Genomic DNA, 15,327 nt, shown 5'->3' with positions numbered 1-15,327 from the left:
GACATCATATCACGTCTTTTTTGGCGTGAAATGACACTCTCAATTTCAAACCTTTGCTTTATCGTTTCTGCATTGCTGCATAACGGAGGCAAAGACCGTGTTTGAAACTCTACCTAACTCAATGAATAAAATAAAAATACTTCCTTTATCGATCGCTCTAGCTCTTTCTGGCTGTGGAAGCGACGAAACCGCACCAGTCGATACAGGCAGCCACGTGGCATCTCCTGATTGGCAAGATCAAATCATTTACTTCCTGATGATCGACCGTTTTAACGACGGCGACAGCGCTCTTAATGATCAAGGGCAAAACGAATTCGATCCGACTTCGGATAAAAAGTTCAGCGGCGGCGACCTCGTTGGCGTGAGTGATAAGTTAAGCTACATCGAAACTCTCGGTGCCACATCGATCTGGATTACTCCGCCAGTGGCAAACCAATGGTGGGATGCAGAACAAAACTATGGTGGCTACCACGGTTACTGGGCGCGTGACTTCCAAAAAGTGGATGAGCACTTTGGTGACATGGAAAGCTACCAAGCGTTAGCGCGAGAAGTGCACGCTCGTAACATGTTCTTGATTCAAGACATCGTGACCAACCACGTAGGTAACTTCTTCACTTACGATGACCCATACAATTACGATCCTAGCCTACCTTGCCAAGGTTTCCGTTTGATTGAAAATGCGCTACCAGCAGGACAAGAACTGCCTTACCCGCTCAACAAGAATGAGTGTAAAGAAGATGGCACAGGCAGCTACCACTGGACGCCAAGCATCACCGACCACAACGATCCGGTACAAGAAAAAACCTGGCAGCTCTCTGATTTGGATGACCTTAATACGTCCGATCCTGAAGTACGCGCTTATCTAAAAGAGAGCTACCGAAAATGGATTCGCGAAGTCGGCGTCGACGGATTCCGTATCGATACGGTGAAGTTTGTTGAGCACGATTTCTGGAACGACTTCCTGCACGCCGACGATGGTGTGATGACTCAAGCGGTTGATACTGGTCGCGATAACTTCCTGACCTTTGGTGAAGTCTTCGAAACATCTACGCCTTACAACACAGAAGGCGAAGAGAAGATGCTGACTTACATCGGCGAAAGCGGCTCGCCGGAGCAGTTAACCTCGGTACTGAACTTCCCATTGCAAGCGACCATGACGCGCGTATTTGCAGCAGGGCAACCGACCGATTACTTACGCTTCCGTCTTGAGAAAATGATGGAGATGTTCCCAAATCCATACATCATGCCGAACTTCATTGATAACCACGATATGCCGCGTTTTCTATCGCAAGGCAGTGTCAACGATATGAAGCAAGCTCTGATCACCATGATGAGCGTACCCGGTATTCCTGTGATTTACCAAGGTACAGAGCAAGCGATGCCAGCAGCGCGCGATGCGATGTTTGCTGGCGGTTACCGTGAAGACGGCGACTGCGTAGATTCATTCGACCAAAACAGCGAGATGTACTTGTTCATCCAAGAGCTTGCTAAGTTACGTACCGAAAACAAAGTCATGACACGCGGCGAAATGAAAGTCATTGGCAGCGATAAAGCTGGTGCAGGTGTGTTCGCCTTTACCCGCACTTTGGATAACGACGAAGTCTTAGTGGTAATGAACACATCTAACTCTCCAATGTTGATGAACCAACTCGATGTAGAACAAGTTGGTGGCACCGTCTTCAAACAACAAATCATGTCGAACTGGGTAGACGCTCCAGAGCAGTTAATCGCAGATGAAAACGGTCACGTAACCCTTGAGCTACCAGCCAAATCTGCCGTGATTTACTCAAAAACTAACGATACCCAATCGGTAGATACCCCAGACCTCAACATACAACTGGCGCAGGATTGGGAAGGAAAAACCATCACTGGTGATATTGTTATCGCGGGTAGTGCGAACGCCAACGAGAAGTTGAACCTTGTCGTCGATGGTAACTTAGAAACAGCGCAAGCCATTACTGCAGGCGCTGATGGTCAGTTTAGTGTCACGCTGTCGACTCGTCACTTTGCAATTGGCGAACAACAACACCGCTTCGCGATTTATTCTACTGAGAAAAAAGCTGGCATTGAAGATGTAAACTTTGTGTCGGACTTAAGCTGGTCAAACACGCCAGACGACACTATTGATGACGCAGGCGATGCGCAAGATGGCATGGGCGGTCCTAACGGTAACTACTCGCTACCAACGGATCCAACGTTCGATAAAGATAACAGCCAACTCGCAATCAACAAAGCTGAGGTATTTACCGTCGGCAGTAACGTGCGCTTGACCTTCACTATGGACAAGATCACCGATACTTGGTTGCCACCAAACGGCTTTGACCACGTTGGTTTCACCATCTTCATTGATTTACCGGAAGAAGCCGCAACCAACTTGTCTGAGCTACCGAAGATCAACGCTTCTATGCCAAACGGAACCTGGAGTCGCAATGCGGTTGTTTTTGGCTGGCAAAGCTCGATTTACAGCACCAAAGGAGCAAATGCGACGACATGGGGAGAAGCCGTAACTCCAGCACCAACAGTGACAGTAGACAAAGCCAACAACACCATTTCTATGGACTTTGCTAGCGATGCATTAGGCCGCCCAGAGTCGCTCGATGGAATCCGATTCTATGTCTCGACTTGGGACTTAGACGGCCTTTCAGCAACTTACCGTCCGCTAGAGCAAGACAAAGGCCCTTGGAACTTCTCCGGTGGCGCATCGGATGAAAGTAAGATTTGGGACGATTTACCAATCATCACCTTGTCGGAATAAACCGTTAAATAAAACACCGCCCAGCGTTTAGCTGGGCGGTCATCAACAAAAGAATGCAGAAAGAAACTTCTGCTCGTTTTTATTCTAGCTAAAGAATGATTTCACCCACAGCACCAAACTGTCCCAAAGCTGACCAAACCACGAGCCCTCTTCTACCGCTTGGCTGCTGACCAAGGGATAACTCGCCACGGTACTGTCATCGCTTTTCCAAACGACCTTACCAATCTCATCTCCTTGCGCGATCGGCGCAATCAACGGTTCATTTAACACCACACTCTTATCAAGCCCAGCCGTCATTGAACGAGGCAGAGTGAGATAGGCATCTTTAGCAAAGATCGCCTCAACTTGATTAGCATTTCCCTTCCAAACGCGAACTTTAGACTCAACTTCCCCCTGTTTAGCAACTTGCTTGGTGTCATAAAAGCGAAAACCATAGCTGAGTAGATTCTTCGATTGGCTGATCCGAGCCTGTTTACTTGGCGTACCCATCACCACCGAGATAAGGCGCATTCTTCCTTCTTTGGCCGAGCTCACCAAGCTGTATCCGGCATTGCTGGTGTAGCCGGTTTTTCCCCCGTCGACATCAATGGAATTGTCCCACAACAACTTATTGCGGTTGTACTGCGTAATGTCGTTCCACTTGAAGACTTTCTCACTGTATAGCGCGTACACATCAGGAACATCGCTGATGATCGACTGCATGAGTCTTGCCATATCGGTTGGTGAGGTTTGGATGCCATCACTATCAAGACCATGGGAGTTCACAAAATAGGTGTCTTGCAGTCCTAATTTCTCCGCCCAACCATTCATCAAGGCGACAAAGCCGCGTTCACTGCCTGCAACATGCTCAGCCAGTGCAACGCACGCGTCATTTCCTGATTGGATGATCACGCCGCGCATTAAGTTCGCAACACTAATTTCATCTTTCGGTTTGATGAACATTTTAGAAGAACCGGGAAACTTGGCCGACCACGCGTTTTCACTCACGGTGACAACATCATCCCATTTCAAACGCCCCGCTTTGATTTCTTGTCCAACTACATAAGCGGTCATCAACTTGGTTAAACTCGCCGGAGCAAGCCCTGCTCGCCCGTTATGCTCGGCAATAATGGCACCGGATTGAAAGTCCATTAATACGTAGCCTTTTGCCTGTAACTGAGGTGGGTTGGGCGTAACAACGGCAAAAGTAGGTACGCTTATTAAACAAGTCACAATTGTCCATCGAGCCAGTGACACTTTCATCCGACTTCCTCCATGCTCTTACTTTGTCGCAACTCTATTGAGCATAGCTCACTCAACCAGTTGCACCAGTCGCTAATCGTTTCATTTTCTTGAACTTACATTGATTTGATCAAGGTATAGAACTGAAGAGGCAATTGGGAAATAGCATTGGTTCTTCATGCCATTCGCAGTAAAGTAGCGCTACCCCTCAATAAGGAAATAAAGATAACAATGAACGCTCAATCATTTATCGACGCAGGATTGCATTACACTCCCCACAGTTTTACCGTTCCTCTGGATTACCAAGACGCGAGCAAAGACACCATTGAAGTCTTCGCCCGTGCGGTTTGCCTAGTTGGCGATGAAGAATCGACCAAACCTTGGTTGGTTTACTTTCAGGGCGGACCTGGCTTTCCCTCTCCGCGTCAAAACGGCAATAACGGCTGGGTAAAACGCGCCCTGCAAGAGTACCGAGTTTTGCTTCTCGACCAGCGCGGTACGGGCAACAGCAGCGTAATTAATCACCAGACGCTTGCTCACCTCACGCCAGCGCAACAAGCAGACTACTTGAGCCACTTCCGAGCGGATAACATCGTGCGCGACGCGGAATACATTCGTGAGCAATTTGGCGTCGAAAAATGGGCGATCTTAGGTCAAAGCTTTGGTGGTTTTTGCTCCCTCACCTATTTGTCTTTGTTCCCAGACAGCTTGCTACAAAGCTACATCACAGGTGGCGTGCCATCAGTCTCGCGTCATACCGACGATGTGTATGAAGCCACTTTCAAACGCACCATGGAGAAAAACCAAGCGTTCTTCCAACAATTTCCCAATGCACAGCAACTTTGCCAAAACATTGCGAATCACTTGCTAGAAAATGAAGAGTACCTACCAAATGGTCAACGCTTCACGGTGGAACAATTTCAACAAATCGGCATCAACTTTGGTGTGAGTGATACTTTCTTACCAACTTACTATTGGCTAGAAAGCGCGTTGATTGAAGTGAACGGCAAACCACAACTTCGTTATGAGTTCTTAAACGATATGTTGGCGCAGCAAAACTTCCAAACCAACCCGATCTACGCCATTTTGCATGAATCGATTTACTGTCAAAGCTTCGCGTCGAATTGGAGTGCGCACCGCGTTCGCCAAACCCGATCAGAGTTTAATTATGAATCTGGCAAGCCATTTTACTTTACGGGGGAAATGGTCTTCCCATGGATGTTCGACCAATACGTTAACCTCAAACCACTAAAAGACGCCGCAGAAATATTGGCAGCGAAAAAAGATTGGACTGCGCTGTACGATCAAACACAACTGGCTCAGAACAAAGTGCCGGTCAGTTGCGCCGTTTACGCCGATGATATGTTTGTTGAAATGGATATCAGCCGAGAGACGCTCGCGTTAATCCCAAATTCAAAAGCGTGGATCACCAACGAGTACGAGCACAACGGTTTGCGTGCCGACGGTGAACGCATTCTCGACAGGCTCATTGCCATGGGTAAACAGACCGCAGCTGCGTTGAAATAAGCAGGACAGACGTTAGAAATACGCCTTTTTAGTATTTGATGAAAAGGCGTTTATAGCGGTTTATGAACAATGGCGATCAGTCATTCACTCTTTGTCCCTAAACCTTTATCCCTCACCACCTCATGTATAAAACTGCGACATGTCCTTTCCTTGTCAATGACTCCGGTGATTACTTGGTGCTTCTTGCGCCTAACTTTTTTGAAGGGCCCAAAACGGCATAAATTTAAACCAAAAGTATCGGCTCCAACCTACCTAACCCACTATAATTAATGATTATAATTTGAACACATAGCGGCTTCACCTGCGGACATGCTCCCCCTACCAAAGACCGCCAGGCCCCGCCTACTCATAATATCCGTATAATTTGTCCGTATTTCCGACTAGTTTAGTCAGGTATACTTCGTGCCGCTAAAATTTTAAGGTCGTTGACCACCTGTATTTTTAAAGGAAACCTCATGAGTCAGTATGTAGTTTGTGCGCTGTACAAGTTTGTTGAGCTGAATAACTATCAAGAGCTACGCGAGCCATTACTTGCGTTGATGGAAAAACACCATATTCGCGGAACATTACTACTGGCAAGTGAAGGTATCAACGGTACTGTTGCATCTGATCGTGCAGGTATTGATACGCTACTGGAGTGGCTAAACAACGAACCTCGTTTGACTGGCACCGTATACAAAGAGTCGTATTCTGAGACCCAGCCATTCAATCGCACCAAAGTGAAATTGAAAAAAGAGATCGTAACATTAGGTGTTGAAGGTATAGACCCTCGCCACGTAGTGGGTACTTACGTGAAACCTCAAGAGTGGAACGATCTTATTGCTGATCCTGAAGTGTTTGTTGTCGATACACGTAATGATTACGAAATCGAGATCGGGACATTCAAAGGCGCTGTAAACCCAAATACTGAAACCTTTCGTGAATTCCCAGACTATGTAAAAGAAAACATGGACCCGGCAAAACACAAGAAAGTTGCGATGTTCTGTACCGGTGGTATCCGCTGCGAAAAATCAACGGCTTACATGAAAGAACAGGGCTTTGATGAGGTCTACCACCTAGAAGGCGGCATTCTTAAATATCTTGAAGAAGTTCCTCAAGAAGAGAGCATGTGGGAAGGCGATTGTTACGTATTTGACGGTCGTGTTGCCGTGAACCACCAGCTAGAAAAAGCAGATTACGATTTATGTAACGCTTGTCGTCTACCGATCACTGAAGAAGACAAACAGTCAGAATTGTTCGAGCAAGGCGTGAGCTGTCCAAAATGTCACGGCAAACACTCAGAAGAACAAATTGCTCGATTCCGCGAGCGTGAAAAACAAATTGTTCTTGCAGAGCAGCGAGGCGAGCAGCATGTTGGTGGTGAAAGTGCCAAGCAAAGAGAAGCTCGACGTGCCGCTAAGTACGCGCAAAAAGAAGCGCAGCGTAAACAAGACTAAGCCTAACTCTCCTTATATTTAGCGAGCTGCCGTAAGGTGGCTCGCTTTTACTGCGCACCAATACTCTTTCAATACAATTTTGTATCCCTCACCAATACCTCTAGTTGATTGTCTCTTTTACCTTCGGGTAGCCCCACCATTTCATCATAAGCACTTTGATGCACTAAGACCTGCTTATTTGCTTTGATATTCCTGCACTTCTTTTGCATCTCGATCAGGGAATGAGCCCTCAAAAAGATACCGTTGTCATCAGTGATAAATTGCGCTTCTCCATCAATCACAACAGATGCCTGATACAATGCGAGATCAAGCGAATGAATGACCAATTTGTCCACATAGAAGTATTTTTGTAACTTACTCAATGCTATTGCCATGTGTCACCTCCCTAAAAGTTACCTCTACGTTTTGTGGAATAAAACCGATCATTGGATGAGATTTCTTCGGTTTACTTGCGTACAACATCGGAAACAAAGAGGATTCCGATGCAAACAATCAATGTCGTGTGGTTAAAGCGAGATTTAAGGCTGACTGACCATCAACCACTAACTCAAGCATTATCAACAAAGCACCCAACTGTGCTTTTGTATATTGTTGAACCATTGCTATTGAACAACCCACACTATTCTGAGCGCCACTGGCGATTTGTTTGGCAATCACTGCAAGACATGGATGAGACGCTCAAAGCGTATGGGCATCGAATCACGGTGCTGTTTGACGATGCCTTAGCATGTTTCCAATCAATTCAAGCGCAATATCAAATCAACGCTGTTTTTTCTCACCAAGAAATAGGACTCAACTGCACCTTTGAACGAGACCGACAAGTTGCCGCTTGGCTGTATGAGCATAACATCGACTGGTTTGAATTCGAACACGGTGCTGTAATCAGAGGTGCAATAAACCGGCAAGGTTGGGACAAACATTGGGACTCTGTCATGAGAGCCTCAATAAGCCCTATTGAGCTCCAAACCGACTTATTGCATTCATTGGATGCAGAAGCTCTCGGCTGTTCGTTTTCGCCACCATCATCCTGGCTATCAAAATGCAAAGGAATGCAAACGGGAGGAAGCCGGCTCGCTTGGAAAACACTAGAGGACTTTTTCCATCGTCGAGGTCGTGATTACTATCGAAGCATTTCTAGTCCCACAGCCTCACGCACAGCCTGTACTCGACTTTCTCCATATCTCGCTTGGGGTAACATATCCTTGCGTGAAGTGTATCAATACCTTTTGAAACACTGGCAAGTCGCTGGGTTTCGTCGCAGCTTAATTGCATTGTCTTCACGGCTTCATTGGCACTGTCACTTCATCCAAAAATTCGAATCGGAATACGACATGGAGTTTTACTGCGTTAATCGGGCTTACGAACCATTGATTAAACAAAGTAGTACTTTCGATGAAGAAAAGTTAGCAGCATGGAAATCCGGGCATACTGGCGTACCTTTGATTGATGCCTGCATGCGCTGTTTGCACCACACTGGTTACATTAACTTTCGCATGCGTGCCATGCTGGTTAGCTTTCTTACTCACCACATGAACATGAATTGGCGAGTAGGTGTAACGCATTTAGCGCAACTGTTTCTCGACTTTGAGCCCGGAATTCATTACCCACAATTCCAAATGCAAGCAGGAGTAACCGGGACTAACACAATCCGTATTTATAATCCGATCAAGCAAGCCCAAGAACATGATCCTAACGGTACGTTCATCTACAAGTGGGTACCTGAGTTACAAATGGTTCCTCCCCCTCTTTTATTCGAGCCCTGGACAATGACCCAAATGGAAGCTGTCATGTATCAATTGCAGCCAGATAGCCGTTACCTTGCACCTATTATCGCACCAGACAACGCAGCTAAGGCAGCAAGAGAGCGCTTATGGACGTGGCGGAAACGAGCCGATGTGAAACAAGAAGGCAGACGAATTCTTGCGCGACATGTTAGACCCTCAAAAGAAAGTAGGACGCGATGATCATCTTTCAATGACAATGCGTACAAATGCAAACACACTCCAGGGAACCCGTTGTACCCTCAACTAGTAAGGAACACACTATGTTCAAACGTATCTTAGTTATCGCGGCTACACTGATGGCGACATTATCTTTTATGCTTCCCGTCAAGGCTCATGAGCATGGCATGATGAAAGCCGATATTGTCGACGTTGCCGCTGAAAACGGCTCTTTCAATACGCTTGTTGCTGCGGTGAAAGCAGCGGGCCTGGTTGACACTCTCAAAGGGGAAGGCCCATTTACTGTTTTTGCACCAACGGATGACGCTTTTGCAAAACTGCCAGACGGCACAGTCGACATGCTCTTAATGCCGGAAAACAAAGACAAGTTAGTATCTGTTTTGACTTATCACGTCGTCCCAGGGAAAGTGATGGCTGCCGATGTTGTTAAGCTAGACAAAGCGACTACGGTTCAGGGGCAAGATGTGATGATTAAAACCATGGGCGATAAAGTCATGGTTAACGATGCAAATGTCATCGCAACCGATGTGAAAGCTAAAAACGGTGTCATTCACGTGATTGATACTGTCATTATGCCGAAATAACACCATCCAGAGGGCGGTACACTCCGCCCTTTAGACAGAACTTCTTCCACCCTTAGCACGATTCCTCTCCACTTATCCCCACCCCCACTCATTCACCATGACTATAAAAAGGATAAAAACAAAATTAAAATCAATACCTTGCAATACGACACTGCACAATATTGACGAGGTTAAGATATCGTTATCTTTCAATTTGAGAACAGGATTCCATGTCAGTGACGTTTACTTTTCCACATGTAAATTCTTAAGCTAAATTTTGGCTGCTCAATCACATTTCGGCAAACCATTCGAAAGGGTGGGACGCAAAGCTTCCGGTCTGTCAGCATTTAAAAATCTAAAAGAATGCTCATGATAGCGGGGTTACCATGACGCAGTGTTACAGAAGTCCAATTTCTGTAGCGTTGCTTTATGCTCAGCATGCGCCGGGGTGTGACACTAGTTTGTCAGCCATAACAGAGGACATGTGATGAAATCATTTCCAACCAAATCCGTACTCGCGTTAGCACTTGCAAGCATTAGCTCAGGTGCTGCGGCTCACGGTTATGTATCAGAAACCAATGGTGGTGTCGCTGCAAGTCGCTCGGCACTATGTAAGTATCCAACGCCAGATACTAACGAAAAAAATAATAACTGCGGTGCGATTCAATATGAACCGCAAAGCGTTGAAGGCCCTGATGGCTTTCCCGAAACAGGGCCTCGCGATGGTAAAATAGCGAGTGCCGAAACCGCTTTAGCAGCTGCCCTTGATGAGCAAACTGCCGACCGTTGGGTAAAACGCACTATTCAAGCAGGTACACAAACTTTTGAATGGACATTTACCGCTAACCACGTGACGCGCGACTGGAAATATTACATCACCAAGCCTGATTGGAACCCAAACGCTTCACTATCACGAGACTCTTTTGATCTAACTCCTTTCTGTGTCGTCGACGGCAATATGGTTCAACCCCCGAAACAGGTAAGCCATCAATGTAATGTGCCTACTCGCGAGGGATACCATGTCATCCTGGCAGTATGGGATGTTGGCGACACTGCAGCCTCATTTTATAACGTGATCGATGTGAAATTTGATGGTGACAGTCCCGTTATTCCAGATTGGAAGCAAGGCGGTCAAATTATTCCTACAATGGATTTAAATATTGGGGATTCGGTTTATACGCGCGTATTTGATCAAGCAGGTGAAAACATAGCGTATAGAACTGAACTAGAAATTACCGATGCAGCAATGGGCCAAGCGAAAAACTGGTCTTACGCACTCGCGACTAAGCTAAACCAAGAACAAGCAAAACTGCAAGCCGGGCAGTATGCAGAGGATAAATTCACTCCTGTTTATGGTACTAATCCGGTGTATCTGCAAGCAAATAGCGGCCTTGAGCGAGTAGAGATCGGCTATAACATTGAAACTCCTGTTCCAGAATACTCACTCACAGTAGATGGCTTAGCAGACGAATATATCATTGAGTCAACACCGACAACGTTGGATCTGACACTAACTGCTGAAGGCGATTTAAATGCAGAACTCACCGTTTACAATCACCATCGCGAACCACTTGCAAGTTGGGCAAACGAAATGAAAGACGGCTCGGTAGAGGCGATATCGCTCGCTTTAAGTAAATCGGAGCCGGGTCACCATATGCTCGTGACACGTATTAAGGATAAAAATGGCAACTTGGTGGATCAGCAAACACTCGACTTTCACTTAAAAGAAGAGTCAGTTACTCCGCCACCATCTGGTGAGTACGATTTTGTCTTCCCTGAAGGACTATCTAGCTACACGGCGGGCACAAAAGTGCTTGCCAGCGACGGGGGCATTTATCAATGTAAACCTTTCCCATACTCTGGTTACTGTATGCAGTGGAAAGAAAGCGCAAACCATTACGAGCCTGGAATAGGTTCACACTGGGAGATGGCTTGGGATAAAGTCAACTAAATCCCCCTTTGAACGTTACGCAAAAGAGCCTCACTATGAGGCTCTTTTATAATCAAACGCAAAAATGACAATTTTCCCGGTCTAAACCATGAACACCAGATAAACTAGTGAGATGCGCTCGCCCCTCAATCAGTCCCATTTCATACCCTTCTAGTAAAACGGATTGTCGCATTGATAAGCGCTGAACATGAAAATTATCTGGTGGGGCAATTACCCTAACATGTGTTCCTGGTGGAGGGTTACGAATAAACTCTAATGATTGATTATAGTTATCTGCACGTCTTAACATCGCATCCGCCATTTTGGGGTGCTCCGCAAAAAGTTTCTTCATCAGCCATGTGGTCTTAACTGGCTTTTTGGCATAATTCAGCGGGTGAGAGAGTACTACGGTTATGTCGCGAGCCCCTCGACGATAAGCTTCACGCACTGGGATAGAGTCCGCGACCCCACCATCGGTATAACAACCACCAGAAAAACAAGGGGTATGCTTGTAGGCAATCGGTAATGCTGTTGTCGCTTCAATCGCATGGTGAAAATTATCACGTGTCACGCGATAGTAATCTGCCTGCCCTGTATCTACATTTGTTGTCGCTGCGAGAAAAGGAACGCCATTAAACAGTTTATTTTCATCGACGGGATACAAGCGATTAGATTCTTCAAACAACCACTTCACATCGATGAGGTCCCCACCTTTAACGAAGCGAGTCGGGTCAAAAAAGCGTTTGCTTGTGGCCAGCTTAGTAATGACGTTAATACTGCGATGTGGGTAGTCGGTCAAATACCCAATCAAATTTGATGCACCAGCAGATACACCGATTGCAAAATCAAACGGTTTATAACTCTGCTCTAAAAACGCATCTAACACTCCGCTTGCGAAGACGCCTCGCATCGCGCCACCTTCTACTACAATTGCTTTTGTTGCCATATTTCCCCCATTCTCCTTGCCAAAAGAGTAATGAAATTCGTGCAATCACAACAATTGAATATTCTTATTATTGAAATAGGTGAAGTCTATTTATTTCTCTCTTAGAAAATGAAAACTAAAGTTCAAAAAATCCGTCCCCGTTAGAAATGTAATTGCGGGTTGAACCAAGGTGGCAAGGTCTAAGAGAAATCTAGGAGAAAACCGTTTTATAGGCTTCGCCCGCGCCATCAATGAACATTTGAGTACCAATAACAGCTAGAATTAAGCCCATCATTTTAGTCACAACATTTAGAGCACTTGGTCCAACCGCTTTGACCAATTTGTCTCCAAACAAAAACAGTACATAGGTGATCACACAAAGGACAGCGAAAGAAACGATAGTAATAATGGTTTGATCGAAACCACCCGCTGTCGCAAAGTTCATCGCGGTAGCAATCGTTCCAGGCCCAGCTAATATTGGCATCGCCAGTGGAGACACTGCAATACTCAATGCCGCCCGTTGCTGAGCTGGTGAATACGCCTTCTCTTTGGTTTTCTGATGCGTCGAATCACCTTGAAGCATGTTAAAACCTATCAAAAACACCAAAATACCGCCTGTTATTCGCAATGCATAAAGCGTGATACCAAACAAATCAAAAATTAACTTACCGGCAATAGAAAATATCGCGATGATAATAAATGCAATAAAAACCGAGCGGAGCGCAATGGAACGGATGGTTTCTTTATCTTCATCAGCAGTTAAACTCAAAAAGATGGGAATATTGGCGATAGGGTTCATGATGGCAAAGAAGCCCATAAACACCGTAACTGTATGAACAATGAGTTCTTTCATATTTTCCACTGCATTTAAATTATTGATTCTAAAAACAGTATATACGCTCTCAAACAGAACGAGTGGTGTAATCTCGAATCGTCTTCACACTTATGCGCCAAGCATTGTTTTTCTTTTGAGATAGTTTACCGACTCATCAAATGTCGCTAAGGTGAGTCTTCAGCCTTTAACGTAACAGGGGATGTTAAGTCACCATGAACAGCACGATTCAAACAATTCTCAATCACCGCTCAATTCGAAAATTCACCTCACAACCGATTGAGAGCGAACAATTAGATGCCATTCTTCAAGCCGGCCTTGCGGCGTCCTCATCAAGCATGTTGCAAGTCGTTTCAATTATCCGCGTGACCGACAAAGAAAAACGTACGCTATTAGCTCAATATGCCGGAAATCAAGGGTACGTTGAAAGCGCGGCTGAGTTTTTGGTGTTTTGCATTGATTACCAACGCCACGCCAGTATCAACCCAGATGTTCAAGCTGACTTTACCGAGTTAACGCTAATAGGCGCTGTAGACTCGGGCATCATGGCACAAAATTGCTTGCTTGCGGCGGAGTCGATGGGACTAGGAGGTGTGTATATTGGTGGTTTACGAAACAATGCCCAAAAAGTAGACGAATTATTAGGTTTACCTAAAAATACCGCCATTTTATTTGGTATGTGTCTTGGTCATCCAGATCAAACCCCTGAAGTAAAACCTCGCCTACCTAAGCATGTCGTGGTGCATGAGAATCAGTATCAAGACCTAAACTTGGATGATATTCAGACGTATGACCAAACTATGCAAAACTACTATGCAAACCGTTCGAGCAATCAAAAACAGAGTACTTGGTCGCAAGAAGTCACCAGTAAATTGGCTGGGGAATCACGTCCGCATATCCTGCCTTACTTAAACAGAAAAGGGCTCACTAAAAGGTGATGACTACAATACGATAGGATCAAAAAAGGCCTCTGAAGAGGCCTTTAGAATTTGTCAGCAAAAACTTGCTTAGTTACCGCCTGTCGCGCCAGTGCCTGGACCCGGTGGATCTTCAGGTTCAATTGGCTCACCGACTTCCGCATCTGGAATTTGTGGTACGTCAGGTTCGATATCTTCTAATGGAATCTCGTTATCGATAGCCTCTTGTACATCAGCAACAACTTTCTGAGTATCTTCAGCTGGAATCGTTACGTAGATAACGTCACCTGAATCATTCTCAGGATAATTTGGGTTCGCCGCGATTACATCTTCTGTGATTGCTTTTGCAGCAACAGCTACAGCTTCAGGCGAAGCTATTGGGTTCGCTTTGATGATATCTGATACAACGTTTGCTGTTGCAACTAGCTGAGTAGCAAGTGCGCTGTTACCACCCTCACTGCCAAGTCCTGCTACTACAGATTCTGTATCACGAAGGATTTCGTCAACTGTTTTACCACTTGCATTGATATCGATACCCAAATTCTCGAATACTTTTTCAGCGATATCAGAAGAGTATACTTCACCATCTTTTAAAGAGTTAGCAACCAAAGTCGTAAATGGAGAGCCTGTTACCAATGAATCCGCCTGGGCTAGGCCTTGAGGGATTTTGTAGTCAGATGTAATAGGTTTGCCATTTGACGCGTCTTTACTATCTTCTGTGTGCGTTAATACGAAAGCACAATCACCTGGCGCATTTACAACGTTGATATTTTCAAAACGCGCTTTACCAACCATACCTTCATAGTTTGTTGTATTTTCAATAGCGTCGTATGTCTCACCACCACATACTGCTTGAACTTTCATGCCGATAACAGCTGGGTCATAAGCCTGAACTGAGTATCTTTTTACCTCAGGATCGCTGTCACTACCACAACCTGCTAGTAGGACTGCTGCCACACTTGCCGTTAAAAGTTTGATTTTCAAAATTAGCTCCAATATTTGTTGTTATATCCGACCGCAACAGGAAGCATAACGGCAGTTGCATATAGTGTAAATAGGATGCATACAACTTTGGCATGAGTTTTTTCACATTCTTGCCTGTTTGCTTGTGCAAAATCATGCATTCATCTCATTAACGTTAAATAGACACAATTTTGTCATGTATTCGTCAGTATTTTTTCAAGTAACTTGTTGCCTTTATTGCAACCAGATGGATAATAGTTGACTATTTTTTGTGGGTCGGATTTTCACACCTTCATT

12 protein-coding genes and 1 riboswitch are annotated in these 15,327 nt (G+C 45.4%); of the genes, 7 read left to right on the top strand and 5 right to left on the bottom strand.

Annotation, left to right across the window (positions count from 1 at the left end; genetic code table 11):
• Nucleotides 1-97: 97 nt before the first annotated feature.
• Nucleotides 98-2,755, top strand: a complete 2,658-nt coding sequence (locus R8N28_RS04195) for an alpha-amylase family glycosyl hydrolase (RefSeq protein WP_065275503.1) — start codon at nucleotides 98-100, stop codon at nucleotides 2,753-2,755.
• 84 nt (nucleotides 2,756-2,839) lie between these two features.
• Here R8N28_RS04195 and R8N28_RS04190 read toward each other — a convergent pair whose 3' ends face one another.
• Complete coding sequence (locus R8N28_RS04190; RefSeq protein ID WP_029803147.1) at nucleotides 2,840-3,997, bottom strand: D-alanyl-D-alanine carboxypeptidase family protein; 1,158 nt, start codon at nucleotides 3,995-3,997, stop codon at nucleotides 2,840-2,842.
• Nucleotides 3,998-4,207: 210 nt separating this feature from the next.
• On the opposite strand from R8N28_RS04190, the gene R8N28_RS04185 reads away from it, so the two are divergent.
• Complete coding sequence (locus R8N28_RS04185) at nucleotides 4,208-5,503, top strand: alpha/beta fold hydrolase (protein ID WP_065275504.1); 1,296 nt, start codon at nucleotides 4,208-4,210, stop codon at nucleotides 5,501-5,503.
• Nucleotides 5,504-5,958: 455 nt separating this feature from the next.
• Entirely contained in the window at nucleotides 5,959-6,939 is a 981-nt protein-coding gene (locus tag R8N28_RS04180; protein WP_017820145.1) for a rhodanese-related sulfurtransferase, read from the top strand.
• A gap of 68 nt (nucleotides 6,940-7,007) precedes the next feature.
• Here R8N28_RS04180 and R8N28_RS04175 read toward each other — a convergent pair whose 3' ends face one another.
• Complete coding sequence (locus tag R8N28_RS04175; RefSeq protein ID WP_017634442.1) at nucleotides 7,008-7,313, bottom strand: DUF6482 family protein; 306 nt, start codon at nucleotides 7,311-7,313, stop codon at nucleotides 7,008-7,010.
• Between the two features lie 108 nt (nucleotides 7,314-7,421).
• On the opposite strand from R8N28_RS04175, the gene R8N28_RS04170 reads away from it, so the two are divergent.
• From R8N28_RS04170 to gbpA, 3 genes are all read left to right on the top strand, one after another.
• Entirely contained in the window at nucleotides 7,422-8,903 is a 1,482-nt protein-coding gene (locus R8N28_RS04170; protein ID WP_065275505.1) for a cryptochrome/deoxyribodipyrimidine photo-lyase family protein, read from the top strand.
• An 80-nt stretch (nucleotides 8,904-8,983) separates the two neighbouring features.
• Complete coding sequence (locus tag R8N28_RS04165) at nucleotides 8,984-9,484, top strand: fasciclin domain-containing protein (protein WP_005384595.1); 501 nt, start codon at nucleotides 8,984-8,986, stop codon at nucleotides 9,482-9,484.
• A 267-nt stretch (nucleotides 9,485-9,751) separates the two neighbouring features.
• A riboswitch (cyclic di-GMP riboswitch) is annotated at nucleotides 9,752-9,852 on the top strand.
• 98 nt (nucleotides 9,853-9,950) lie between these two features.
• Nucleotides 9,951-11,414, top strand: coding sequence for an N-acetylglucosamine-binding protein GbpA (gbpA, locus tag R8N28_RS04160; protein ID WP_065275506.1), 1,464 nt, complete (start codon nucleotides 9,951-9,953; stop codon nucleotides 11,412-11,414).
• A gap of 52 nt (nucleotides 11,415-11,466) precedes the next feature.
• Here the strand turns inward: gbpA and R8N28_RS04155 are convergent, their stop codons facing one another.
• Both R8N28_RS04155 and R8N28_RS04150 read right to left on the bottom strand, forming a co-directional pair.
• Entirely contained in the window at nucleotides 11,467-12,339 is an 873-nt protein-coding gene (locus R8N28_RS04155) for a patatin family protein (RefSeq protein ID WP_017634445.1), read from the bottom strand.
• Nucleotides 12,340-12,529: 190 nt separating this feature from the next.
• Nucleotides 12,530-13,171, bottom strand: coding sequence for a MarC family protein (locus R8N28_RS04150; RefSeq protein ID WP_005374889.1), 642 nt, complete (start codon nucleotides 13,169-13,171; stop codon nucleotides 12,530-12,532).
• A 194-nt stretch (nucleotides 13,172-13,365) separates the two neighbouring features.
• Between R8N28_RS04150 and nfsA the strand changes: the two genes are divergently transcribed.
• Complete coding sequence (nfsA, locus tag R8N28_RS04145) at nucleotides 13,366-14,088, top strand: oxygen-insensitive NADPH nitroreductase (protein ID WP_065275507.1); 723 nt, start codon at nucleotides 13,366-13,368, stop codon at nucleotides 14,086-14,088.
• A 69-nt stretch (nucleotides 14,089-14,157) separates the two neighbouring features.
• On the opposite strand, the gene R8N28_RS04140 is transcribed toward nfsA, so the two are convergent.
• Complete coding sequence (locus R8N28_RS04140) at nucleotides 14,158-15,051, bottom strand: hypothetical protein (protein ID WP_065275508.1); 894 nt, start codon at nucleotides 15,049-15,051, stop codon at nucleotides 14,158-14,160.
• Nucleotides 15,052-15,327: the final 276 nt, after the last annotated feature.

The organism is Vibrio sp. Vb1554, from assembly GCF_033344235.1.
This window is presented reverse-complemented; position numbering and strand designations above follow the sequence as displayed.

Bases quoted from the DNA above. Each gene is read 5' to 3' on its own strand.
- R8N28_RS04155 (WP_017634445.1), bottom strand. From the start codon at position 12,339: ATGGCAACAAAAGCAATTGTAGTAGAAGGTGGCGCGATGCGAGGCGTC.
- R8N28_RS04190 (WP_029803147.1), bottom strand. From the start codon at position 3,997: ATGAAAGTGTCACTGGCTCGATGGACAATTGTGACTTGTTTAATAAGC.
- R8N28_RS04180 (WP_017820145.1), top strand. From the start codon at position 5,959: ATGAGTCAGTATGTAGTTTGTGCGCTGTACAAGTTTGTTGAGCTGAAT.
- R8N28_RS04185 (WP_065275504.1), top strand. From the start codon at position 4,208: ATGAACGCTCAATCATTTATCGACGCAGGATTGCATTACACTCCCCAC.
- R8N28_RS04150 (WP_005374889.1), bottom strand. From the start codon at position 13,171: ATGAAAGAACTCATTGTTCATACAGTTACGGTGTTTATGGGCTTCTTT.
- R8N28_RS04170 (WP_065275505.1), top strand. From the start codon at position 7,422: ATGCAAACAATCAATGTCGTGTGGTTAAAGCGAGATTTAAGGCTGACT.
- nfsA (WP_065275507.1), top strand. From the start codon at position 13,366: ATGAACAGCACGATTCAAACAATTCTCAATCACCGCTCAATTCGAAAA.
- gbpA (WP_065275506.1), top strand. From the start codon at position 9,951: ATGAAATCATTTCCAACCAAATCCGTACTCGCGTTAGCACTTGCAAGC.
- R8N28_RS04175 (WP_017634442.1), bottom strand. From the start codon at position 7,313: ATGGCAATAGCATTGAGTAAGTTACAAAAATACTTCTATGTGGACAAA.
- R8N28_RS04165 (WP_005384595.1), top strand. From the start codon at position 8,984: ATGTTCAAACGTATCTTAGTTATCGCGGCTACACTGATGGCGACATTA.